13 protein-coding genes and 1 pseudogene are annotated in these 24,652 nt (G+C 73.3%); 5 read left to right on the top strand and 9 right to left on the bottom strand.

The window, feature by feature from the left end; translation table 11 throughout:
* Nucleotides 1–104: 104 nt before the first annotated feature.
* Complete coding sequence (locus BM290_RS03090) at nt 105–2,243, top strand: molybdopterin oxidoreductase family protein (RefSeq protein ID WP_093609638.1); 2,139 nt, start codon at nt 105–107, stop codon at nt 2,241–2,243.
* A gap of 60 nt (nt 2,244–2,303) precedes the next feature.
* On the opposite strand, the gene BM290_RS03085 is transcribed toward BM290_RS03090, so the two are convergent.
* The 5 genes from BM290_RS03085 to BM290_RS03065 are packed head-to-tail and all read right to left on the bottom strand — an operon-like array spanning nt 2,304 to nt 7,744.
* Nucleotides 2,304–2,897: a response regulator transcription factor gene (locus BM290_RS03085; RefSeq protein WP_093609636.1), complete on the bottom strand. Its 594-nt coding sequence runs from the start codon at nt 2,895–2,897 to the stop codon at nt 2,304–2,306.
* Nucleotides 2,894–4,060 carry a sensor histidine kinase gene (locus BM290_RS03080; RefSeq protein ID WP_093609634.1) on the bottom strand — a complete coding sequence of 389 codons (1,167 nt, stop codon included), beginning with the start codon at nt 4,058–4,060 and terminating at the stop codon, nt 2,894–2,896. Before BM290_RS03080 ends, BM290_RS03085 begins: the two co-directional genes overlap by 4 nt.
* Nucleotides 4,061–4,076: 16 nt before the next feature.
* A complete protein-coding gene (locus BM290_RS48060) occupies nt 4,077–4,814 on the bottom strand; it encodes an ABC transporter permease (RefSeq protein WP_177319556.1) in 738 nt (245 codons plus the stop codon).
* Complete coding sequence (locus BM290_RS03070; RefSeq protein WP_093609630.1) at nt 4,811–5,743, bottom strand: ABC transporter ATP-binding protein; 933 nt, start codon at nt 5,741–5,743, stop codon at nt 4,811–4,813. Before BM290_RS03070 ends, BM290_RS48060 begins: the two co-directional genes overlap by 4 nt.
* 45 nt (nt 5,744–5,788) lie before the next feature.
* Entirely contained in the window at nt 5,789–7,744 is a 1,956-nt protein-coding gene (locus BM290_RS03065; RefSeq protein ID WP_239143277.1) for a PAS domain S-box protein, read from the bottom strand.
* Between the two features lie 63 nt (nt 7,745–7,807).
* On the opposite strand from BM290_RS03065, the gene BM290_RS03060 reads away from it, so the two are divergent.
* On the top strand, nt 7,808–19,069 hold the full coding sequence (locus BM290_RS03060; protein ID WP_203779078.1) for a non-ribosomal peptide synthetase/type I polyketide synthase: 11,262 nt from the start codon (nt 7,808–7,810) through the stop codon (nt 19,067–19,069).
* On the opposite strand, the gene BM290_RS03055 is transcribed toward BM290_RS03060, so the two are convergent.
* Nucleotides 19,031–19,753 (bottom strand): GntR family transcriptional regulator, encoded by a 723-nt coding sequence (locus BM290_RS03055; protein ID WP_093609626.1) that lies wholly within the window; start codon nt 19,751–19,753, stop codon nt 19,031–19,033. The two genes, BM290_RS03060 and BM290_RS03055, sit on opposite strands and share 39 nt — an antisense overlap.
* Before the next feature lie 68 nt (nt 19,754–19,821).
* On the opposite strand from BM290_RS03055, the gene deoC reads away from it, so the two are divergent.
* A complete protein-coding gene (deoC, locus tag BM290_RS03050) occupies nt 19,822–20,517 on the top strand; it encodes a deoxyribose-phosphate aldolase (RefSeq protein WP_093609624.1) in 696 nt (231 codons plus the stop codon).
* A gap of 266 nt (nt 20,518–20,783) precedes the next feature.
* Nucleotides 20,784–21,689 (top strand): aminotransferase class IV, encoded by a 906-nt coding sequence (locus tag BM290_RS03045; protein ID WP_093609622.1) that lies wholly within the window; start codon nt 20,784–20,786, stop codon nt 21,687–21,689.
* Between the two features lie 231 nt (nt 21,690–21,920).
* On the opposite strand, the gene BM290_RS03040 is transcribed toward BM290_RS03045, so the two are convergent.
* Complete coding sequence (locus BM290_RS03040) at nt 21,921–22,379, bottom strand: hypothetical protein (RefSeq protein ID WP_093609620.1); 459 nt, start codon at nt 22,377–22,379, stop codon at nt 21,921–21,923.
* 364 nt (nt 22,380–22,743) lie between these two features.
* The gene (locus BM290_RS03035) at nt 22,744–23,448 is read right to left on the bottom strand and encodes a sulfotransferase-like domain-containing protein (RefSeq protein ID WP_177319555.1); all 705 of its coding nucleotides are present in this window, start codon (nt 23,446–23,448) and stop codon (nt 22,744–22,746) included.
* Between the two features lie 79 nt (nt 23,449–23,527).
* On the opposite strand from BM290_RS03035, the pseudogene BM290_RS03030 reads away from it, so the two are divergent.
* Nucleotides 23,528–23,785: pseudogene (locus BM290_RS03030) on the top strand (flavin reductase family protein); the annotation flags it as partial.
* A 106-nt stretch (nt 23,786–23,891) separates the two neighbouring features.
* On the opposite strand, the gene BM290_RS03025 reads toward BM290_RS03030, so the two are convergent.
* Nucleotides 23,892–24,650, bottom strand: a complete 759-nt coding sequence (locus BM290_RS03025; RefSeq protein WP_177319554.1) for a sulfite exporter TauE/SafE family protein — start codon at nt 24,648–24,650, stop codon at nt 23,892–23,894.
* Nucleotides 24,651–24,652 lie beyond the last annotated feature (2 nt).

Raw genomic sequence — 24,652 nt, 5'->3', positions numbered from 1 at the left:
TGTCTCATGTCCGGCACGGGGGCGGTTCTTTCACGGGCCGGCGGGGTGTTTTTTCACGGCCAGTGCAAGGATACTGACCGGTAACTCAGCGTCGGGAGAGAGCCATGCGGACCGCGTACCGGACATGCCCGTTCTGTGAGGCCGCCTGCGGTCTCGCGCTGACCGTCGACGGCGACCGGGTGACCGCCGCCCGCGGCGACCGTGAGCACGTCTTCAGCCAGGGTTTCGTCTGCCCCAAGGGTGCGATGTTCGGGCAGCTCACCCACGATCCGGACAGGTTGCGTCAGCCGCTCGTCAACGGCCGCGAGGCCTCCTGGGACGAGGCCTTCGACGCGGTCCGGGCAGGTCTTCGCCCGATCCTCGAGAGGTACGGCCCGAATGCGCTGGCCGTCTATCTCGGCAACCCGAACGCGCACACCATGTCGGGCGGCCTCTACGTCACCCCGCTGCTGCGCGCGCTCGGCAGCCGCAACGTCTACTCGGCGAGCACCGTCGACCAGATGCCGAAACACGTGTCGTGCGGCTACCTGTTCGGCAATCCGCTGATCATCCCGGTGCCGGACGTGGACCGTACCGCCTTCCTGCTGATCCTCGGCGCCAACCCGTGGGAGTCGAACGGCAGCCTGGCGACCGCCGCCGACTTCCCGGGCCGGTTGAAGGCGCTGCAGGCCCGGGGCGGCCGGTTCGTGGTCGTCGACCCGCGCCGTACGGTGACCGCCTCGCACGCCGACGAGCACCTGTTCATCCGGCCGGGCGCGGACGCGTTCCTGCTGTTCGGCATCGTGCACACGCTGTTCGCCGAGGGCCTGGTCGACCTCGGTGACCTGGCGGAGCACGTGACCGGCGTCGACGAGGTCGGTGCGCTGGCCGCCGGTTTTGCCCCGGAGGCCGTCGCCGACGCCTGCGGGATCCCGGCCGAGCGGATCCGCGGCCTGGCCCGTGAGCTGGCCGCCGCGCCGACCGCCGCGGTCTACGGCCGGATCGGCACGTGCACCGTCGAGTTCGGCACCATCGCGAGCTGGCTGGTCGACGTGATCAACATTCTGACCGGCAATCTCGACCGGCCCGGCGGTGTCATGTTCCCGCTCGCCCCGCACCTGGCCGAGGAGGCGAAACGGGGGACGGGTTTCCGGGTCGGGCGCTGGCACAGCCGGGTCCGCAACCTGCCCGAGGTCAAGGGTGAGCTGCCGGTCGCGACGCTCGCCGACGAGATCGAGACGCCCGGCGACGAGCAGGTCCGGGCGCTGCTCACGATCGCCGGGAACCCGGTGCTGTCCACTCCGAACAGCGGGCGCCTGGACCGTGCGCTGGGCGGGCTCGACTTCATGGTCAGCATCGACCCCTACCTGAACGAGACGACCCGGCACGCCGACGTGGTGCTCCCGCCGACCGACGCGGCGCGGAAGGGCCACTACGACTTCTCGTTCCTGGCCCTGTCGGTGCGCAACTTCGCGGCGTACTCCCCGCCGGTCCTGCCGCCCGATCCGTCGGTGCCCGACGAGTGCGACATCCTGGCCCGTCTCACCCTGATGATCTCCGGCCGGCCGGACACCGATCCGGCGCCGCTGCACGACATGCTGCTCCAGCAGGCGCTGCGGAAGGCGCCGGCCGAGATCCACGACCGGATCACCGGCGACCACCCGGCCGAGCGGCTCCTGGACGTGGCGTTGCGCACCGGGGCGTACGGCCTGAGCCTCCAGCAGCTGCTCGACAACCCGCACGGCATCGACCTGGGGCCGTTGCGGCCGCGGATCCCGGCGGTGCTGCGTACGCCGTCCGGCACCGTCGAGCTGGTGGCGCCGCCGCTGGCCGGGGAGACCGCCCGGCTGCACGCCGCCCTGACCCGCCGCCACGACGACCTGGTGCTGGTCGGCCGCCGCCACCTGCGTTCGAACAACAGCTGGATGCACAACGTGCCCGCGCTGATCAAGGGCCGGGACCGGTGCACGCTGCAGGTGAGCCCGGCCGACGCCGATCGTCTGTCGCTGGTCGACGGCGAGCCCGCGCAGGTCACGTCGCGGGCCGGGGCCCTGACGGTCCGCGTGGAGGTCACCGACCGGCTCATGCCCGGGGTGGTCAGCCTGCCGCACGGCTGGGGTCACGACGTACCCGGAACGCGCCTCTCCGTCGCCGCCACCGCGCCCGGCGTCAACTCCAACATCCTCACCGACGAGCTGGTCATCGACCCGCTCTCCGGCAACAGCGTCCTGAACGGCATCCCGGTCGAGCTGAAACCCGCATAGGACCGGCCGGCGCCCAGGGCTGTCCCCGGCCCGCCGGGACAGCCCTGACGACCGGCCGGGTCAGATCCAGCCCATGCGCTGGGCCTGGTGGATCGCGGTCAGCCGGTTGGGCGCGCCGAGCTTGGTGATCGCGCTCGACAGGTAGTTGCGGACCGTGCCCTCGGTCAGGTGCAGGCGGGACGCGATGTCGGCGACCGAGGCGCCCGAGGCGGCGAGCGCGAGAGCGTCCCGCTCCCGGTCGGTGAGCGGGCTCTCGCCGGCCATCATGGCGGAGGCGGCCAGCTCCGGGTCGAGGTAGCGGCCGCCGGCGTGGATGCGGCGGATCGCCTCGGCCAGCTCGGCGCTGGAGGCGTCCTTCGGGATGAACCCACGGACCCCGGCGGCGATGGCCCGGCGCAGATATCCGGGCCGGGCGAACGTGCTGAGGATCAGCATGGCCCGGCCGGGCAGCAGTTCGGCGACGCTGAGGCCGTCGAGGCCGGGCATCTCGATGTCGAGGACGATCACGTCCGGGTCGTGGGCGGTGACGGCGGGCAGCACGTCGTCGCCGCGGCCGCACTGGGCGACCACCGTCAGGTCCTCCTCGAAATCGAGCATCATGGCCAGCGCCTCCCGGATGAGGTGCTGGTCGTCGGCGAGCAGGACACGGATCATGCGACTTCCCAGGAGGAGGAGACGGCGGCGGGGACGGTCGCCCGGACCACGAACCGGCCGTCACCGCTGGGCTGGGCGGTGAGGGCGCCACCGACGGCGGAGAGCCGCTCGGCGAGTCCGGCCAGGCCGGTGCCGGCCTGATCGACGGCCGCGGTCACGCCGTCGTTGACGACCTCCAGCACCGCCGACCCGTCGGCCACCCACAGGGTGACCGTGCACCAGGTGGCCGTACTGTGCCGGAGGATGTTGGTGGCGCACTCCCGGACCACCCAGGCGAACGGTCCGGCGGCCGCCGGTGCGACGGCGTCGTCCGGAAGATCGACCTTGCAGCGGATGCCGTCGGCCTCCAGGATGGCCCGCACGCTGGCGATCTCGGAGGCCAGGTCGAGAACCCGGTATCCGCGGACGGCCGAGCGGATCTGCCGCAGGCTGTCCTGGGCCAGCGCACGCACCTCGGCCATCTGCTCGGCGGCCCGCCCGGCGTCGATGGCGGTGAGCTTGCCGGCCAGCTCGCTCTTCACGGCGATCACCGACAGGCTGTGGCCGACCAGGTCGTGCAGGTCACGGGCGAACCGCAGCCGCTCCTCGGTGACGGCCAGCCGGGCCTCCGCGTCCTTGCTGTGGTGCGCCTGCTCGGTCAGGTCGAGGATCCAGATCCAGAGCTTGTTCGCGTACGGCACGGTCAGGCACAGCACTCCGTAGATGAGCAGCGCGACCTCGACGCCCACCGGATCGGGGCCCGGATTCACCGCGTTGATCATCACCCCGGCCGCGATGGCGCCGAGGCTCAGCAGGAGGGTCGTCAGCCGGCCGGTCCGGACCGCGGCCAGGCCGAGCCAGGCCACCAGGACCATCCCCCAGGAGGCCGGGTTGGCGTCCTGCACGAGCAGGATCGTCAGCGCGGCGGCCCCGGAGATCGCGGTCTCGATGCGGCTGCGGCGCGCCTGCCGCGGCCAGAACACCGACAGCGCCCGGACCAGCCGGATCGACGACCAGCTGAAGATCAGCAGCGCCACCGCGGCGACGGCCAGCCGCGGCGGCGACACCCGGCCCCCGGTGACGGCCAGGCCGACGCCGGCGGCGCCACCGATCCAGGCCAGCAGCAGGCTGAAGCCGAGGCTCCACATGGTGATGCGCTGGGCCCGCTGGATGGCGCCGGTCATGACGACACCCTACGTTTCAGCCGCGCCGCGGGTCCCAGCGGAAGAACCGCCGGGCCAGCACCGCCGCGACCGCCACCCACGCCGCCAGCAGGGCCGGCGACGACCAGTCGAACGCCGCGCCGTACCCGGCGCGCACCAGATCGGCGACCGGGGTCAGCGGCAGAAAGTCGGCGACCCGCTGGACCGGCTCCGGGAAGGCACCGGGCGGCACGATCACGGGGGAGAGGACAAAGCAGATCAGCATCACCGGTACGGTCGCCAGCTGCGCCAGCTCACCGGACGCGCTGACCCCGGAGATCGCCATCGACAGCAGCGCGAACACCGCCGCCCCGCCGAGCGCCGCGACCACCACGAGCAGCGGGTTGCCGGGCAGCCCGAAACCCAGGACCACGGCCGCGACCCCGACGGCGAACGCCTGGAGCAGGTAGACCACCGTCGCGCCGGCCGCGCTGCCGCCGAGGATCGCGGCTGCCGAGGCCGGCCCGCCGAGCAGCCGTTTCAGCACCAGCTCCTCGCGGCGGCTGGTGTAGAAGCCGGCCAGGTTCACCAGCGGGGCGAACATCAGCAGGCCGGCGATCTGGCCGGTCAGCACGAACTCGACGTTGTCCCGGCCGCCCTGGTCGGCGGTGAACACCAGGAACGCGGCGACGGCGAGCGGCATGAGGACGGCGTTGGTCAGCGCCGACCGGTTGCGGAAGATCAGGGCCAGGTCGAGCCGGGCCAGCCGCTGGATGTGGGCGAGGTCGGTCTTCACCGGGACTCCACGATGCTCAGGAAGACGTCTTCGAGGGAGGCGGGGCGGACCGACAGCCGGTCCAGGGTGACGCCGCGCTCGGCGGCCCACGCCACGAGCGCCGCCACCGCCCGGTGGGCGCGGCCGTCCGGGTCGCCGCCGCTGACCGTCCAGCGGGCGGTGGGCAGGCCGTCGGTCACGGCGATCTCCGCAGGCCGGCCGTCGAGCAGCGGCAACGCGTCGATCGGGGTGTGCGCCGGCACCCGGAAGGCGATCCGGTCGCCGTGCCCGGACACCACCTCGGGCACCGTCCCCGCGACCCGGATCTCCCCCCGATGCATGATCGCGATCCGGTCCGCGAGCCGCTCCGCCTCCTCCAGGTAGTGGGTGGTGAGCAGCACCGTCGTACCGCCCGCGACCAGCTCCTGGATCAGCCGCCAGGTGCCGATCCGGGCCTCCGGGTCCATGCCGGTCGTCGGCTCGTCGAGGAACAGCACCTCGGGCCGTCCGACGATGGCGAGCGCCAGGTCGAGGCGTCGTTTCTGCCCGCCGGACAGCTGCCGTACCGCGATGCCCGATCTGTCGGTGAGATCGACCTTCTTCAGCGCCTCGTCCGCCGGCAGCGGGTCGGCGTGCAGGTCACGCCAGAGGCCGACCGTCTCGGCGACGGTGAGATCCCCGATCAGGCCGCTCTCCTGCAGCATGATCCCGACCCGGGGACGCAACGCCCGCCGGTCCCGGTACGGGTCCGCGTCCAGCAGCCGCACACTCCCCGACGCGGCCGGCCGGAAACCCTCGAGAACCTCCATCGTGGTGGTCTTGCCGGCCCCGTTGGTGCCGAGCAGGGCGAACAGCCGGCCGGCGCCGACGCTGAAGCCGATGCCCCGGACGGCCTCGAAATCCCCGTACCGCTGCCGGAGGCCGTCCACCTCGATCGTCTGTGTGCTCATGCCCCCATGGTTCGCGGTGGCGGACGTGACGGGCAGTCGCCGTAGTCAGCGATCATCCATGACAGATGTCATGTGCAGCGTCGCGGCCACCTTGTGCAGCAGGTCGCCGCTGGTGAACGGCTTCTCGATGAACGCGATCCCGTCGTCGAGCACATGCGTCGTGCCGAGCAGCCCGTTGCTGTACCCGGACATGAACAGCACCGGCAGCTCCGGCCGCTCCCGCCGGACCAGCTCGGCCAGCTTCGGCCCGGTCATCTCCGGCATGATCACGTCGGTGAGCAGCAGATCGCAGCCGTGCTCCTGGAAGACGCGCAGCCCCTCGGCCCCGTCACCCGCCGTCCGGACCCGGTAGCCGCCGTCGGTCAGGATCCGGGTGATGATCCGGGCCAGCGCCACCTCGTCCTCCACCACGAGCACGGTCTGCCCGTCCCCGTGCGGCGGGCTCTCCGCCCGGGTCGCCGCCGGCGCCGCCCCGGTGGCCGCCGAGATCGGCAGATAGATCCGGAACGTGGTGCCCACCCCCAGCTCGGAGTAGACGTTGAGGCTGCCGCCCGCCTCGGCGACGATCCCGTAGACGGTGGCCAGCCCCAGCCCGGTCCCGCGGCCCCGCGGCTTCGTGGTGAAGAACGGCTCGAAGATCCGCGCCGCGGTCTCCGGCGCCATGCCCTCGCCGGTGTCGCTGACCAGCAGCCGCGCGTAGGTCCCGGCGGACAGCGGCGGCTGCATGTTCAGCTCGTCGCCGTCCAGGGTGGCCACGTTCGCCTCCAGCACCAGGGTGCCGCCGTCCGGCATCGCGTCCCGCGCGTTGATCGCCAGGTTCAGCAGGATCTGATGCACCTGGCCGGGGTCGGCGTGCACCGACACCGGCGCCGGCGCCGGCACCGCGATCAGCGTGATGTGCTCGCCGATGGTGCGCTGCAGCACCGCCTGCACCTCGGCGATCGACGCGTTCAGATCGACGTCGCGCAACTGGATGGCGTCGCCGCGGGTGAAGGTGAGCAGCTGACGGGTCAGGCTGGTGGCCCGGTCCACCGCGGTCCGTACGTGCGCCAGATCGGCCTGCACGTGCGGCAGCTCCCGGGTCTCCTCGATCACGAAGTCCGTGTAGTTCGCGATGATCGCCAGGATGTTGTTGAAGTCGTGCGCCACCCCGCCGGCCAGGTTCCCCAGGCTCTCCATCCGTTTCGCCTGGTCACTGCGCTCCTGGATGGCTCGCTGACGTTCCGCGGCCTCCTTCTCGGCGGACACGTCCCGGGCGATCACCGACACCCCGATCACGGTGCCGCCCGGGTCGGTGACCGGCGTGACGGTGAACGCCACGTCGACGGGGCTGCCGTCCTTGCGCAGACGGCGTCCCTCGTACGAGAAGCTGCCCTCCCCGCCTCTGATCCGCTCCAGCATCTCCTCCTGCTGCCCGGCGCCGTCCGGTCCGGCCAGGGTCGACGCCGGACGTGCCAGCACCTCGGCGGCCGCCCAGCCGAAGATCCGCTCCGCGCCGCCGTTCCACGCGGTGATCGTGCCGTCCGGGGTGAGCCCGATGATCGCGTCGGCGCTGTCCTCGACGATCGTGGCGAGCGTCGCCTGGTGTGCCTCGGCCAGGTCCCGGGCCGCCCGCTCCCGCGCGTCCGCCTCGTTCAGCCGCCACTGCCCCCACGGGTCGATGTAGATGGCGCCCTTCTGCAGCAGCACGCCGTACCCACGTCGCAGAGACCAGTAGTAGATGCCGACCGCCGCGGTGCACGCGTCCCACGCCGCCGACGCCGACGACCACACCGGCCCGCCGTGCCTGTGCAGGTCGTCCAGGGTGTTCAGCATCTGCCACGCCATCACCGCGTGCAGGCCGTGCCCGACCGCGCAACTGAAGAAGATCATCGCGGTCGCGGTGGCGAGTTTGTTCGACCCGAGTTGCCCGGCCCGGTGGACGGGCACCACGATCGACACCATGATCGCCGCGTACGCGACCATGATCACGACGTTGGCCAGCAGGAACAATTGCGGCACGTCCTCACGATCGGACACTCGCCGGACGAACTGAGGGTTGCGTCCGTCGATAGGGTCATGATCATGACGCTGACCGATCTGCTGCTCCGTGCCACGACCGAAGTGCCAGGTCAGGGCGTTGTTCACGCGGACCGTTTCGTCAGCTACGCCGAGCTTCTGGGCGACGCGCTGCGCATCGGCGGCGGCCTGCGCGAGGCGGGAGTGGCGCCCGGCGACCCGCTCCCGATCGTGGCCGGCGACGGCGGGGACTTCCTCGCGCTGTTCTGGGGCGCGATCGTGGCGGGCGCCGTACCCGTGCCTCTGCCGCCGGAGCCGCACCGCCTCGCCGCCGTCTGGCGTCACCTCGACCGCCCGCCCCTGGCGGGCGACACCGCGACGCCCGGCGGCACCCTGCTGTCCCCCCGCGACCTGCGGTCCGCGTCCCCGTTGACAACCCCTCATCCGGTACGGGCGGACGACCTCGCGTTCCTGCAGTTCTCCTCCGGCAGCACCGGAACGCCGAAAGGTGTCGAGCTGACCCACGCCAACGTGCTCGCCAACCTGTCCCAGGCCGCCAGGGCAGGTGCCCTGACCAGCGACGACGTGTTCGTGACATGGATGCCGTACTTCCACGACATGGGTCTGATCGGCACCCACCTGGCCCCGCTGTACGCCCGCTGCCGCCAGGTCCGGATCAGCCCCCTGGCCTTCGCCAAACGCCCCGAACTGTGGTTACGCGCCGCGGCCGAGCACCGGGCCACCGTCCTGTCCGCCGCGAACTTCGCCCTCGCCCTGGTCAACCGCCGTGTCCCGCAGCCGCTCCTGGACACCCTGGACCTGAGCAGCGTCCGCCTGCTGATGGTCGGCGCCGAACCGATCTCCCCGTCGGTGTGGCAGACCTTCACCACCCGCCTGCGCCCGACCGGCCTGTGCCCGGGAGCGATGCAGCCGGTCTACGGCCTGGCCGAGGCCACCGTGGCCGTGGCGTGCCCACCCCTCGGCGAGCCGGCCGTGCCGGTCGCGCTGAGCCGCGCCGCCCTGGCCCGGGGCGTGGCCCTCCCGGTGTCCCCGCCGCCCTCCGCGCCCTCGCCGTCCCCCACGCCCTCGCCGGACCCGGCCGCGTCGGACCCGGCCGCGTCGGTCCCGGCGCCGCCGGCCCTGCCCTCGTCGTTGCCGGACGACTCGCGGGTGGTGCTGCTGATGGATGTCGGTCATCCGGTGCCCGGCTGCGAGCTGCGCGTCGTCGACGATCAGGGCACCGTGCTGGAGGACGGTCTCGTCGGGCACCTCCAGGTCCGCGGTCCGAACGTCACCCGCGGCTACCACCGCGACCCGGCCGCGACGGCCGCGGCCTTCGACGGCGACTGGCTCCGCACCGGTGACATCGGTTTCCTCCGCACCGGCCGCCTGGTGATCACCGGCCGCCACAAGGACGTGCTGTTCATCAACGGCCGCAACTTCCACGCCGCCGACCTGGAGGAGGTGGCCGCCGCGACCCCCGGCCTGGCTCCCGGCCCGACAGCCGTCGTCGGCGCCACCGACCCGTCCTCCGGCCGCGAACGAGTGACCGTCTTCGTCGCCGCCCCGGCGGTCCGCTCCGCCCCGGCCGATCTCCCCGCCCGGATCCGGGCCCGGGTCGCCGAGGCCCTGGCCCACGACGACGTCCACGTCGAGGTCGTCCCCACGACGGCTTTCACCCGAACCACCAGCGGCAAGCTACGCCGCCACCCCTTCCGCGAGCGCCTCGGAACAGCCCCGGCCACCCCTGAAGCCACCGCCCCCACGCCGCCGCCCGATCCTGCCGCCGCGCCGGGATCATCTGCTCCGGAGGTGCGGCCGGAGCTGTCCTCGGAGGTGGTGGAGCCCATGGCCGTGGCCGGGACGACGGAACCGTTGCGGCGGGCCGACGTGGAGCGGATCGTCCGGGAGATCTGGGCGCGGGTGCTCCGGACGCCGGTCGGCACGATCGGACCGGACGACCGTTTCCTGGCGATCGGCGGATCCTCACTGAAGGCGATGGAGGTGCTGGCGGAGCTGGAGGACGCGTTCGGCCGTACCCTCGATCCGGCGATGCTCCGGGATTGCGCGACAGTTCCGGCCCTCGCCGATCGGCTGCTGGACGGGTTTCCGGAAGAGGGCCGGGCTCCGGGCGGCCGCCGCTCCGCCACGGAATCCCGGCCCGGCGACAGTGCCGAGGCTGAGCCTGCGGACGCCGACGGCCCACGGTCCCCGGCCGGCACCGCGATTCCGGCCGCCGCCGGGGACGACCGGGGAGCGCTGGCGATCGTCGGGATGGCGTGCCGGTTCCCGGATGCGGATACGCCCGAGCAGTTCTGGGCGAACCTCGTGGCCGGGCGGGACAGCGTCACCGGCGTGAGCCGATGGCCCGGCGGTGGCCACGGCGCGTTCCTGGACGATCCCGCCGCCTTCGATGCCGGGTGTTTCGGGATCAGCGACGAGGAGGCACGCCTGATCGACCCGCACGCGCGCATCTTCCTGGAGCTCGCCCACGAGGCGCTGGAACAGGCCGGCTACGCGGGCCCACGCCGCAAGACCCGAAAAATCGGCATCTTCGCCGCGGTCGGAGAGAGCGGCTACGCCGAGATCGTCGCCGAGGCCGAAGCCGGATCAACGGCTGGGGCGTTCACGCTGACCGGCGGCCTGCGGAACCTGATCGCCGCCCGGGTGGCGCACCTGCTGGACCTGCGCGGCCCCGCGATCACCGTCGACACCGCCTGCTCCTCCGCCCTGGTCGCGGTGCATCTGGCCCGCCGCAGCCTGGCCGCCGGCGACTGTGACGTGGCCATCGTCGGCGGCGTCAACCTGAACCTGACCCGCACCGGCGAGACCCTGCTGACCGCCGCGCAGGCGCTGTCGCCGACGGGCCGGTGCCGGGCGTTCGCGGCGGACGCCGACGGCTTCGTGCCGGGTGAGGGCGGGGCGGCGCTGGTCCTGACCCGGCTCGCCGACGCCGGCGACGATCGGGTGCTCGCGGTGGTACGCGGCAGCGCCGTCAACAACGACGGCCGTTCGCTGAGTCTGATGGCCCCGAATCCGCTGCTCCAACGTGAGGTGATCGCCGACGCGTACCGGGAGTGCGGTGTCGATCCGGCCGACGTCACCTATGTGGAGGCGCACGGAACCGGCACGGCGGTCGGGGATCCGATCGAGGCCCGCTCCCTGGCGTACGCGTTCCCGCCTCGCGCCGACGGCCGTGCCCGGCTGCTCGGTTCGGTGAAGACGAACATCGGCCACCTGCTCAATGTGGCCGGCCTGCCCGCCCTGGTGAAGGTGATCCTCGCCCTGCAGCACCGGGAGCTACCGCCGTCCCTGCACCACGATCGGCCGTCGCCGCGGTTCGACCTGGCGGCGGCCGGGTTCGAGGTGGTCACCGCACGACGCCCGTGGACCGGGCCGCTGGTCGCCGGGGTCAACGGGTTCGGCTTCGGCGGAACGAACGCGCACGTGATCCTCACGGCAGCCGCTCCCGCCCCGGAGCCGCTCCCGCCCCGGGACGGCCCGCATCTGCTGACCCTGTCGGCCCCTTCCGAGGCCGGGCTCCGGGCGGTGGCCGCCCGACTGGCGACCCACCTGCGGAACCATCCCGAACTCCGGCCGGCGGACGTGTGCGCGACCGCTTCGACAGCGCGCGACGACGGCCCGTACCGCCTGGCCGTGGTGACCCACGACGACCTTGCCGGACGGCTTGCCACCGTCGAACCGCGACCGCTCCCGCCACGCCCCGCCCGCGTGGTGTTCCTCTTCGGTGGCCAGGGTTCGCAGCGTCCCGGCCAGGGCGCCCGCCTCTACGCCACCGCGCCGGTCTTCCGCGCCGTCCTCGACGAGGTGTCCGCGGCGGCCGGTCCGGTGGCCGGGCGTTCCGTGGTCGCCTGGTGCACCGACCCGGACGTCCCGCCGGCCGAACTGGCCCGGACCGAGGTCACCCAGCCGCTCGTCGTGGCGTTCGGGGTGGCGCAGGCCGCGCAGCTCGTCGCGTGCGGGGTCCGGCCGGCCGCCGTCGCCGGGCACAGCATCGGCGAGCTGGCCGCCGCCGTCACCGCCGGCCGGCTGACAGCGGTCGAGGCGGTCCGGCTGGCTGTCGAGCGGGGCCGCCGTACCGCCGCTCTCACCGAACCGGGCGCCATGCTCGCGGTGGCCGCCTCCCCGGCGGAGATCGCGCTGGACGGTGTGGTCGTGGCCGCGGTGAACGCCCCCGACCGGGTCGTCCTCGCCGGCTCGGAGGCGGCCGTCGACCGGGCCGCCGCCCACCTGGAGCGGCAGGGCCACCGGACCAGGCGGCTCGCCGTCTCGCACGCGTTCCACTCGCCGGCGATGACGCCCGTCGCCGAGGCCCTGGCGGGCCTGGCGCCACCCGCGGGTGTGGCGGTGATTCCGCAGCTCAGCACGGTGACGGTGGAGTGGGAGCCGTCGTTCGACGGCGCCTATCTGGCGGCTCACGCGGTCGGGCCGGTCCGCTTCGCCGAGGCCGTCGCCCGGCTGCGCACGGACGGTTTCGACACGATGGTCGAGGTGGGCGCGACGGTCACCCTGGCTCCTCTGGTAGGGGCCACCACCGTCCTCCCGGCAGGCGACGACATCACCGAGATCCTGGGCACGGCCGGGGAGCTGTGGCTCCGCGGCGCCCCCTTGAACCGCGCGCACCTCGACACCGGCACCCGCCGCGTGCCCCTGCCGCCGTACCCGTTCCAGCGCCGCCGCCACTGGCCGACGACCCCACCCACGCCGCCCGTCCTGTCGCTGCCCACCTGGGTCGCGGCGCCCCTGCCGGCCGAGACGGGCGCGGGCCACGCGACGGTGGTGATCGCCGGTTCCGCGGATCCCGGCGACGCGCTGAACGCGATCACCACCGTGCCCCGGGACGGCTTCCTGCTGCTGGTCACCCGCGATCTTTTCGCCACCGGCGACAATCCTCCGGATCCCGGGCATGCGATCTGGTCCGGCCTGGCGATGGCCTTCGCCGACGAGAACCCCCACGCCGCGGTACGGATCCTCGACCTCAGCTGCGCCGACTCGCCGGAGGCCCACCGGTCCGCCCTGGAACAGGAGATCACCCGCCCACCGGTCCCCGGCCCCGCCGAGATCATCGCCCGGCGCTCCACCCACCGCTTGACCCGCACATTCACCCCGGCCCCGCAAGGCTTGACGGGGGAGTATTCCGTTCCGCGAGTTCCCGCTGCCGCCGGCCGGCCGGCCGGGGAAGCGCCGATTGCCCCGCGGAACGGCAGCTACCTGATCATCGGGGGCGCCGGGGCGATCGGTGCGGAGATCGCCCGGCATCTGGCCCGCCGTGGCCGGCCGACGTTGCTGCTTGCCGGACGTTCCGCCGAACCCGCCGCCCTCCTGGCCGAACTCCGAGCCCTGGGCGCCACCGCCGACTACCGGATCGCCGACGTGGCCGTCGAAGCGGACGTCGCCGCCCTGGTCGCCGGCCGTGACTTCGACGTCGTGCTCCAGGCCGCCGGAGTGGTCAGCCCGGGGAGCCTCCGTGCCAAGTCCGCGGCGGAGATCACCGCAGGCGTGGCCGCGAAGGTCCGAGGAACGATCATGCTCAGCCGGGCGCTCGGTCCCCGGCCGCCACTGGTGATCGCGCTGTCCTCGATCTCCTCGGCCCTCCCGGGCCTGGCCGGAGCCGTCGGCGACTACGTCGCGGGCAACGCGTTCCTGGACACGTTCGCCGCCGCGGAACGTGCCGCCGGCCGCCCGTTCGTCGCCGTCGCCCTGCCCGCGGTGACCGGCGGCGGCCTCGCCACGGCGCACGGCCTCACCCCCGCCGGCGGTGCGCTGCCGATCGGACAGGTCCCGGAGACACTGTGGGCGGCGGCCGCCCTCGGCACCGCGCAGGTGCTGGTCACGTCGTCGGCCGCGGCCCTCGACCGGATCGGCACGCTCCCGGCGGCAACCGCCCCGCAGCGGCAGCCTCCACCGTTGGAACCCGGCCGGCAGCAGGCCGGCCCGGCGGCGTCGGGACGGGACGAGCTGGTGGCGACCGTCCGGGAGCTGCTGGCCGGGCCACTGGAGCGGGAACCGGACGGGATCGGACTGGACGAACCGTTCCTGGCGTTGGGCCTCGACTCCCTCACCGCCGTGGACCTGGTGAAGGAGCTGGAGAAACGGCTCGGCCGGACACTGTCGACGACGTTGTTCTTCGAGTACCGGACGATCGGCGAGCTGGCCGATCACCTCGCCGGCCCGGTGCGGTTCCCGTTCGGTCCGGTGCAGCGGGCGTTCGTGACCACCGGCCGGCTCTATCCCGAGGCGCCCGCCTACGCGTATGTGCGGCAGATCCTGACCGGCCCGGTCGACGCGGAGCGGCTGGCCCACGCGTTCGCCGAGCTGGAACGGCGTCACCCGATGCTGCGGGTCCGGTTCGGCCCGGACGGCCAGCACGTCGCCGCCCCGGTCCCGGGCCGGCCGGCCTGGTTCACTGTCGCTCCGGACGCCGGTGTCCCGGACGGGGAACCGTACGGGGAACCCGCGTGGGAGGCGGACCTGCGGAACCGGGTGTTCGACCTGGGGACGGAGGGCCCGATCCGGGCGGTGCTGGCGGTCGAGGGGGAGCGGTCGCGGCTGGTCGTGGTGGCGCATCACGCGGCGGTGGACGGCTACAGCCTGGCGGTGCTCGGGGACGAGCTGTGGGCGCTCTACCGCGGTGGGGAGCTGCCGCCCGCTCCGGTGGCCACGTTCGCCGAGCACGAGGCGATGCGCACAGGACCCAGCGCGACCGATGTCGATTACTGGCGTACGGCGCTGGCAGGGTTCCCTCGACTCGTTCTCCCCGGCGACGGGGATGCCTCCTACGAGCCTCGGGGCCCGTACGCCGTACATCAGAAAGCTCTTGATCCGGAAGTGACCCGGCGGTTGACCGCGACCGCGAGGGACGCCGGGGTGTCGCTCTTCCATCTGCTCCTCGCCGGATATGTTCGCTGCCTGGCGCGTTGGAGCGGGCAGGATGCGGTGCCCGTGTCGGTGGCCCGGGCGGGTCGTGAGGCGCGGCTGCCGGGTGTCGAGCGGATGGTCGGGCCGTTCGCCGACACCCTGCCGTTGCTCGTGCGGACCCGGCCGGGGGAGTCGGCCACCGCGCTGGCCGGGCGGATCCGTGAGCTGTGGCTGACGGCTGAGCAGCACGGTTCGGTGTCCACTATTGATCTCGCCAGGGCGCTGGCTGCGGACGGCGCCGGGCCACGGACGGCGAGCCCGGCGAGTTTCAGTTTCGCCCGGTTCCCGAACGCCGGGACGACCGCGGCGGGTGTCGTCGCGACGACCGCCGGCACCGCGTCGGCGGCCACCCGGCTCGGGCTGGTGTGTTTCGAGGCGCACGGCACGCTGCACTTCTCGTGGAATCATCCGGTGACGTGGCGCACCGAGGCGGCCGTGGCGCGGCTCGCCGAGGAGCACCTCGCGGAGATCACCGCGCTGGCCCGGCCGCGCGCCGGGGTGGTGGAGCGGATCCGGGAGCAGTGCCGCCGTGCCCCCGGGGCGATCGCCGTCCTGACCGACGGTGCGCCGCTCACCTACCGTGACCTCGATGTGGCGTCGGACCGGCTCGCCGGGCGGCTCGCGTCCGGCGGATCGCGCCGGATCGGGCTGCTGACCGGCCCGGGGGCGAGCACGGTGATCGGTGTCACCGGGATCCTCAAAGCCGGCGCCGCGTGGGTGCCGATGGACGCCGCGCACCCGCCGGCGCGTTTGACGAGCCTGCTGACCAGGGCGGGAGTGTCGGAGGTCGTCCACGACGCCGGCACGCGCGCCGCGGCGGAGGCGCTCGGGCCGGGGTTCACGCTGGTGGACGCCGACGCTCCGGGCGAGCACGCGCCGCCGCCGGACACCGCCGGGGCGGACGGTACGGCGTACGTCATCTTCACCTCCGGCTCGACCGGCCGCCCGAAGGGTGTCACGGTGAGTCACCGTGCGATGGCCGGCTACCTCGACTGGGCGATCACCACCTTCGGGTACCGGCCCGGTGATCGGCTCGCCCAGACCGCGTCGATCTGTTTCGACGCCTCGGTACGCCAGATCCTGGCGCCGTTGCTGGCCGGGGCGACCGTCGTGTGCTGGGACCGGGACACGGTTCGGGATCCGGAGCTGCTGGTCGACCGCCTGATCCGGGACCGGGTGACGGTGTGGAGTTCGGTGCCGACGCTGTGGGAGCGGCTGCTGACCGCCGCCGAGAGGAGCCGCGCCGACCTGTCCGGGCTGCGCTGGGTGCACGTCGGCGGCGAGGAGCTGTCCCCGGCGCACGTGCGGCGCTGGTTCGACCTGGCCGGGCCGGGCCAGCGGATCACCAACCTGTACGGGCCCACCGAGACCACCATCAACGCGACCTGGCACCTGATCACCGAGCGCCCGGCCGACGACGTGACCCGCCTGCCGATCGGCCGCCCGGTCGGCGGGGCGGTGATCGACGTGACCGGCCCGGACGGGGAGATCTGGATCGGTGGCGACGGGCTCGCCGACGGGTATCTCGACGACCCGGAGCAGACCGCTGCAGCGTTCGTGGAACGGGACGGGCAGCGCTGGTACCGCAGCGGCGACCGGGGAACACTGGACGCCGACGGGGTCCTGTGGTTCCGGGGCCGCCTCGACGACCAGGTGAAACTCCACGGCCACAGGATCGAGCCGGGTGAGATCGAGGCCGTGCTGCGGCAGCATCCGGCGGTGGACCGGGTCGCCGTCGTCGTCGACCGAGGGCGGCTCACCGCCCGGGTGCAGTCGTCCTCGGTGGACGCGGCGGCGCTCCGGGCTTACCTGCGGGACCGGCTGCCGGACTACCTGCTGCCGGCCCGGTTCGAGGTGGTGGGGGAGCTGCCGCTGACCGTGACCGGGAAGATCGACCGGTCCCGGCCGGTGCGCGGTGACACCGAGCGGCTGCTGGCCGAGCTGTGGCGCCGGGTCCTGGGTGTCGGGTCGGTCGGCCCGGAGGACGACTTCTTCGCCCTCGGCGGGGACTCGATCGGGGTACTGGAGCTGTTCACCGCCCTCGCCGAGCACCGGACGGCGCTGCCCCGGCCCACCGTCCTCTACCGGCACCGGACCCTGGCCGAACTGGCCGCCGTGATCGACGAGACCCCGCCGGGTCCGGCCGCGACCGGCTCCGTGGCGCTCGGCGACTTCCCCGTGACGCCGACCCAGCGCGGCTTTCTGCTGGCGGACGCGATCGGCGCCCCGTCGACCTGGCTGGCCGCGCCGCGACTGCACGGCCCGCTCGACGTGGACCGGTTCCGGCGGGCGGTGAACGTGCTGGTCGCCCGGCATCCGATGCTGCGGACCGTCTTCCCCGGCGGCGCGCGGCCACCGGTGCAGCGGGAGCTTCTGACGGCGACGGCGGAGATCGGCTACCAGGCGACGCCCCGCGCTCTGGGCGAGGAACTGGCGGCCGAGCGGGAGCACCGGTTCGACCCGGCGGTCTGGCCGCTGGTGCGGTTGCGGCTGCTGCGCTACGGGCCGGAGGAGCACGTCCTGCTGGTGCACGCCCATCACCTGGTCGGCGACGGTTACAGCGTGGCCCTGCTGATGCGGGAACTGCTGGCCCTGTACGACGGCGCCGAACTCCCGCCGTTGCGGGCGACATTCCGGGAATATGTGTCGCGGTTGGAGGGAATGCCGGCGGAGATCGCCCCGCACGACGGCGGCCCGATACGCCTCGGCGGGGCGATCGCCACCGCCACGCTCACCGTCGACGCGGCCGCCGCCACGGCCCTGCGGGAACGCGCCGCGGCCGCGGGGACGACACCGTTCGCCCCGGTGCTGGCCGCCTACCACCGGGCGCTGGCATCGGTGACCGGCCGTCCCGACCCGGTGATCGGCGTGGCGGTGACCGGTCGCGATCACGCCATGCCCGGCCTGAGCCGGATCTTCGGCCCGTGCGCGACGGCGGTGGCCGTCCGTCCCGGACCGGACGCCGGCCCGGCCGAGGTGGCCGCAGCCGTCACCGAGGCCCGGACCAGGACGTTCACCGCGCCCCAGGGCTGGCAGCACTTCTTCACCCACCTGGACTTCGGCGCGCTCGGCGCACCTCGGGACACGACGTTGCGGCTGTCCTGGGACGACGCGGACGCCGACCTCGCCGTACCGCCGGGCACCGAGGTCCTGCTGGCGGTCCGCCCGATCGACGACGGGCTCCGGCTGACCCTCCGGAGCCGCCTCCCGCAGCCGGCCACCGACCGCCTCGCGGCCGCACTCGCCGATGCCCTCGACGATCGCTCCGCAGGCAGAGCCGCCACGGGCACCGGCCGGAGCCGCCTCGACGCCGGACTCGTCGGCTATCTCCCCGCGCCGGATCACCTTCCGGCCCTGACCGCGGCACTCCCGGAGGAGATCCGGCAACTGGTGACCGGACTCGACCGCGAGGCGATCCGCCGCATGGTCTTCCCCGGCGGCCGGCCGCGCCTGCTCGAAACGGTGGACACCGGCCTCGGCCGCTCCGGCTTCATCGCGGTGCCCCGCTTCGCCGACGAGCTGAGCCCGGCCACCGCGGGCGCGCCCGGCCCGAGCCTGCCGGAACTCGTCGCCGCAGCCGTGGACCTGGCCGCCGGGCACGGCGCGCGAACGGTCTCCCTGGCGGGGATGATCCCGGCGCACACCGGTTACGGGACGGCCGTTCACCCGTACCGGCAGAGCGACGCCCACCTCACCACCGGCCACGCGGTGACCGCGACCGCTGTGGTCCGCACCGTGATGGCGGCCCTGGCCGCCCGCGACCGCAAGCTGCCGGACTGCGTCGTGGCCGTGCTGGGCGTGGGTTCGATCGGCGCCGCGTCGCTGAGCCTGCTGCTGGCCCGCACCGACCCACCGGCGAAGGTGATCCTGTGCGACCTGCCCGCCGCGACCCCGCGCCTGGTGGCCCTGGCCGCGTCGCTGGATGTTCCGGCCGAGGTGGCGACCGCTCCCGACGCGGTCTACCGGGCCGACGTGATCGTGGCCGCGACCAGCAGCGGCCCCCGGACCCTGGACGTGAACCGCCTGCGCCCCGGCACGATCCTGGTCGACGACTCGTTCCCGCACTGTTTCGACGTGCCGGCGGCGCTGGCCCGGATGCGGACCGCCGGCGACGTCCTGATCACCGGCGGCGGCCTGCTGGGCTGCGGCGACACCGTACACGAGAGCGCGCCGGGCCTGCCCGCCTTCGCGCGGCACCTGCCGGGAACGATGGCGTCCTGCCGCCTGGAGTCGCTGCTGCACGCCGCCGTCCCCGGGTTGCCCCTGGTGGACGGCCCGGTGACGCCGGAGCAGGCGGCCGCCTACTGGGACGCGCTGGAGGCCGCCGGGATCGGCCCGGCGCCGTTGCACCTACTGAACGAGCGGCTCGACACCGAACGCGACGTCTAGCCGGTACCGGTCCCCGGCATACCGGGACTCGCTCAGCTCGAGAGGCCGCTCGTTCTGGTCGAGGATCAGCCGCTCCTCGATGAGCAGCGCCGAACCGGCGGGGACACCCAGCTCCCGGGCGTCCTCCTCGGTGGCGGCCTCGGCGCGGATCGTCGACGTGCCGTGCACCGGGGTGTGACCGAGTTTGACCAGCGCCTCGTGCACCGACCGGGACAGGTCGGCGGCGAGCAGGTCACCGACGGTCCCCGGATACATGGCCCGCTCGAAGGCGATCGGCTCGTCGTCGGCGAACCGCACCCGGTGGATCGCGAACACGTCACCCTTGCGCAGCCGCAGCCGGGTGGCCTCGATGGCGGTGGGCGGGCGCAGCTCGGCGACGACCACCTTGGCCCATGGTCGTTTGCCCTGTTTGCGGATCTCCTCGCTGAGCCGGATCAGATGGTCGGCGCGGCGCGGCCCGCTGGGCACGGCGACGAACGTGCCCCGCCCCGGCGCCCGGTAGACCAGACCGTCGTTGACCAGCTGTGTCACCGCGGCGCGGGCGGTCATCCGGCTGACGCCGTGCTCGCGCGCCAGCTCCGGCTCGGAGGGCAGCGGGTCGTGCGGCCGGGACTTCGCGATCTGTGCGCGCAGTGCCTGCTCGATGCGGAAGTAGCGCGGCGAGAAATCGGGATCCCCGGACATGTGGCACACCCTACCGAGTCCTTCGGACTGTCTAGACAACCACCTGTCTATACAGCTACCGTCCTGCCATGAACTTCACCGTGCCGCAGATCGCGAAGATGATCGACCACTCCATCCTCCGGCCCGAGTTCACCCTGGAAGACCTGCGCGAGGGTTGCGCGATCGCCAAGAAGTACGACGTGGCCTCGGTCTGCGTCCGCCCCTGCGACGTGACGGTCGCGGTCGATCTGCTGCGCGGCACCAACGTGATGGTCGGCACGGTCGTCGGCTTCCCGCACGGCGACACCCCCACCTCGGTCAAGATCGCGGAGACCGAGCTGGCGGTGCACCAGGGCGCCAAGGAGATCGACATGGTGCTCAACATCGGCTGGCTGCGCTCCGGCGACATCGCCGCCGTCGAGCACGAGATCGGCCTCGTCGTGAAGGCCGCCGGCAGCGCCCACGTGAAGGTCATCCTCGAAACGGCGTACCTCACCGACGAGCAGAAACTCGCCGCCTGCTGGGCCGCCGAGCGCGCCGGCGCGGCGTTCGTCAAGACCTCCACCGGCTTCGCCCCGAAGGGCGCCACCATCGACGACCTCGCGCTGATGCGCTCGGCCGTCTCCCCGAAGGTGCAGGTCAAGGCCTCCGGCGGCGTCCGCACCCTGGACGCGATGATCGCGATGGCCGGCGTCGGCGTGACGCGCTTCGGCACGTCCGCCACCAGCGAGATCCTGCAGGACCTGGCCCGCCGTCAGGTCTCGGTCCCCGGCGGCCGGGCCTAATTCCCCAGGCGGCGGTACGGCACTCGCCCGCTGCCCAGCGCAAGAGGCCTCGTCGGGCCGGGGATGTGCACGCCCGCACCGGCATCACCCGCAGTCTCCGTGAGCCTGGCGATCGGGTGGCCCGTCGCCCGGCGCGGTCTGGTGGTCCGTGACCGTTCGCGGTGTCGTGGCCTGTCGCCCGCCGCGCAAGCTTTACCGGGATACGCGCCGAGCCGGTCCCGCCCGGTGCGGGATCGGCTCGGCATCCCCGCCGGTAGGCTGGGCCGATGCTTCAGCGGTACGACGAGCGCAACGCCGGCATCCAGTACTGGGTCAACGGAAACCTGCTGCACCGTGACCAGCCCGGACTCTCCCCGTTCGACTCGGTGGTCCAGGGCGGTGACGCGGTCTGGGAGGGCCTGCGTCTCTACCGCGGCGCGATCTTCGGGCTGACCGAGCACCTGGCCCGGTTGCGGCGGTCCGCGCTGGCTCTCGGGTTCACCGACATCCCGTCCGACGACACGATCATCGCGGCGATCACGGCCACGCTGCGGGCCAACGAGATGGTCGACGGGGTGCACATCCGCCTCACCCTGACCCGCGGGGTGAAGGTGACGAGCGGCATGGACCCACGCCTCAACCAGGCCGGTCCGACTCTGATCGTGCTGGCCGAGCACAAGCCCCCGGTCTACGACACCGGCGGCCTGACCCTGGCCACGTCGAGCATCCGCCGCCCGTCCCCGGACGTCCTCGACCCGAAGATCCACCACAACAACCTGATCAACTCGATCCTCGCCAAGATCGAGGCGAACGCCGCCGGCGCCGACGACGCCCTCATGCTCGACCAGCGAGGTTTCGTCGCCGAGACGAACGCCACCCACCTCTTCGCGGTGATCGACGGCCGCCTGGTCACCCCGACGACCGCCGCCTGCCCCGAGGGCATCACCCGCCAGACGGTCCTCGACCTGGCCGCCCGCCACGACATCCCCGCAGTGGTCCGCGACGTGTCCCTGACCGAGATGTACTCCTCCGACGAGGTCTTCTGCACCGGCACCATGGGCGAGATCGCGGCCGTCACCACCATCGACGGCCGCCGCATCGGCGACGGTTCGGTGGGTCCGCTCACCGCCCGGGTCGCCAAGATCTACCAGGAGCACGCCGCCGCCAACGGCGTCCGGCTCCTCGACGCCTGAGCATCCCCGGACCACCCGGCGCGGGACACCCGCCCGTCCCGCGCCGCCGGTTCGACGCCTGACCCCGGACCGCCCGGCGCGGGACACCCGCCCGTCCCGCGCCGCCGGTTCGACGCCTGACCCCGGACCGCCCGGCGCGGGACACCTACCCGTCGCGCGCCGGCGGCTCGACGCCTGACCCTGGACCGCCCGGCGCGGGACACCCACCCGTCCCGCGCCGCCGGCTCGACGTCAGTCTTCGCTGATGCCCAGGGCGGCCAGCAGGCCGGCGAAGGTCTCCTCGGCGAAGGTGTTCTCGGCGTTCAGTGCGGCCCGGACCGTCTCCGGGTCCGCGTCCAGGCCGGCCTCCGCGGACCAGGCCACGGCCAGATCGACGATCTCGTCCGGGGAGTGCGGCAACTCCGGGGCGCCGAAGGCCTCCGCATTGTCGGCGTGCAGGTAGGCGGCCCAGGCGACCCCTGCCGGGCTGAGCGCCTGGACGTGCGCCATGTCGCTGTCGAGCACCACCGCCACCAGTGCCGGCGCGCCGGTCGCGGTCACCACCTCACGAAGTGCGCCGCTCTCCGGGAACCCGTCGAGCTGTAGTTCGTACCAGCCGCCGGGAAAGCTCTTCTCCCAGAGAACCGTCAGTTCGCTGAGCGCGGCCGGTCGCTCGGCCTTCGCCACGTAGATGCCCCCGCTGTAGCCCATGCCCGTCCCCTCGATCGATGGATGCGGAATCATCGCACGCGGCGGCTCCCCACCCGCCGCTCCCGGCCAGGGACGCCGGATGACCAAATCGCCGAGGGCTGCACACCTGGCGAAACGCCGGGTGGGAGCGGGCCGGCGGAACGGCGGACGGCGGCGAGCGGAGAGCGGCGAGGCGGGCGGGAGGTAGAGCGGCGAGGCGGAGCGGAAGCGGCGAGGCGGAGGGGAGAGCGGCGAGGCGGGCGGGAGGTAGAGCAGCGAGGCGGAGCGGGAGTGACGAGGCGGAGGGGAGAGCGGCGAGGCGGGAGAGGAGGGGTAGCGAGGCGGCAGCGGTGAGGGCCGGGCCGGAGGCGAGCGGACGACCGGGCTACAGGCGGTGGGCGGCGAGTTCCTCGTAGTAGGGGCGGGCGGCCTCGACCAGCGGACGGAGTCGGGCCGGGACCTCGGCCGGCGTGGGGTTCCAAGGGGCGAAACCGGTCGACGCGTGGACGGACGCGTACCAATGGGGCGCCCACACGCCGTCCTCCGGGCGCGGGCCGGGGGACCAGGACAGCATCGCCGGGTCGAAGGTGAGGCCGAGGGCCTCGCAGAGGAGCCGCAGAGTGCGCTGCGGGTCGCGGAGCACGTCGGCGGAGTCGACGACCGGGCCGCCGAAGGTGCGGAAGATCTCCGCCTGCTGCGGGTAGCCGAGGTCGTCCAGGGTCGGCTCGCCGCGCACCTTCGCGTAGGAGGCGACCACGTGCGCGGGGTCGCGGATGAGGAACGCGTGGGTGAGCTTGCCCAGCCAGTCGCGCCCGATCTGCGGGAGCAGGTGGTGGGTCATGTGCTTCTGGTAGAAGACGGCCGGGTCGCCGGGGACGGGGCCGGTCAGCGCGTCGGCGACGTCCTCCCAGCGTTGCGGCTGGGAGGCCAGGATCTCGTCGCGGCCGGGGTGGTCGAGGCCGGTGGCGGCCAGGTAGTGGGCGTACAGCGGCTCGTCGGACACGACGGTGTCGGCGCGTGACCCGAAGCTGCGCATCATCGCCGTCGAGATGTTGCGGGGACCTGACCACATAGCGACCCGGATCGTCATGCCCCCCATGGTCACACTTGTCACAGGTGTTGCGGGGAAACCCGGGCCCAGTCCGTGGAGGTGATCGCCACCGGGCCCATTGCTGCGCCGGCACGCCGCGGCCGTCGTGGTGATCACCGCACCGGGCGAGCCGGCCACCGGCTTCACCGCGACCTCGTTCACCTCGGTCTCCCTGGACCCGCCACCGGTCTCGTTCTGCCTGGCCAAGTCGGCCTCGGCGTGGCCCGCGGTGGAAGCCGCCGGCACCGTGGCGGTGCACGTGCTCGGGCAGGAACAGGAGCACGTCGCCCGGACCTTCTCGACCCGCGGAATCGACCGGCTCGCCGAGCACGGCGCCTGGCGGCCCGGCCGCCGACGACGGCGAGCAGCCGGCCGAAATCATGGCGCGGGCGGCCCGTCCGAACCTGTGTGGTTCCCGGATCGCAGGCTGGTGCCCTGGCCGTCTACTGGGCGCCGGCGTCCTGCCAGAGGTAGACCGCCAAGCCGAGGGCGGCGAGGGCGATCACGATGCGCAGCGGGCGTTCCGGGGTGCGGCGGACCAGGGCCGGACCGATCCAGCTGCCGATCAGGCAACCGATGCCGAGCAGCGCGGCGGCGGTCCAGTGGACGGGTGCGACGAAGGCGTACAGAATCGCGGCGGCAGCGTTCGAGGCGGCCAGGACGACGCTCTTCACCGCATTGGTCACCGCCAGCGGCTCGGCCATCGACATCGACATGACAGCCAGCATCAGCACACCGGCCGCCGCCCCGAAGTAGCCGCCGTAGATGCCGATCAGGAAGATCGCCGGCCCGATCGGCGGCTGCGCGAACCGTGCCTTCGGTCGCGTGTACCAGTCGCGCAGCCGATCACGCAGCAGCAGGACGGCCGCCGCGAGGGCGATCAGCACCGGCACGATCCGCTCGAACACCGCTGACGTCGTGTTCATCAGCAGGATCGCGCCGGTGGTGCCACCCAGCAACGCGAACACGCTCTGCCGCAGGATACGGGGACCCTGACCGCGGAGTTCCAGCCGTGACCCCGCCGCCGAACCGGCGCCGCTCGCCAGCAACCCGACCGAGTTGGTCACGTTGGCCGCGATCGGCGGAAGACCGACCGCGAGCAACGTCGGGTAGCTGATGAGCGAGGCCAGCCCCGCCATCGAACCGGTCAACCCCGAACCGATACCTCCGGCCACCAGCAGCGCAGCATGATCGAATTGCACCT

It is taken from the genome of Actinoplanes philippinensis, from assembly GCF_900113015.1.
Lineage (GTDB): Bacteria > Actinomycetota > Actinomycetes > Mycobacteriales > Micromonosporaceae > Actinoplanes > Actinoplanes philippinensis.
Note: the sequence above shows the minus strand (reverse complement) of the source record. Positions and strands in the feature narration are given on the sequence as shown.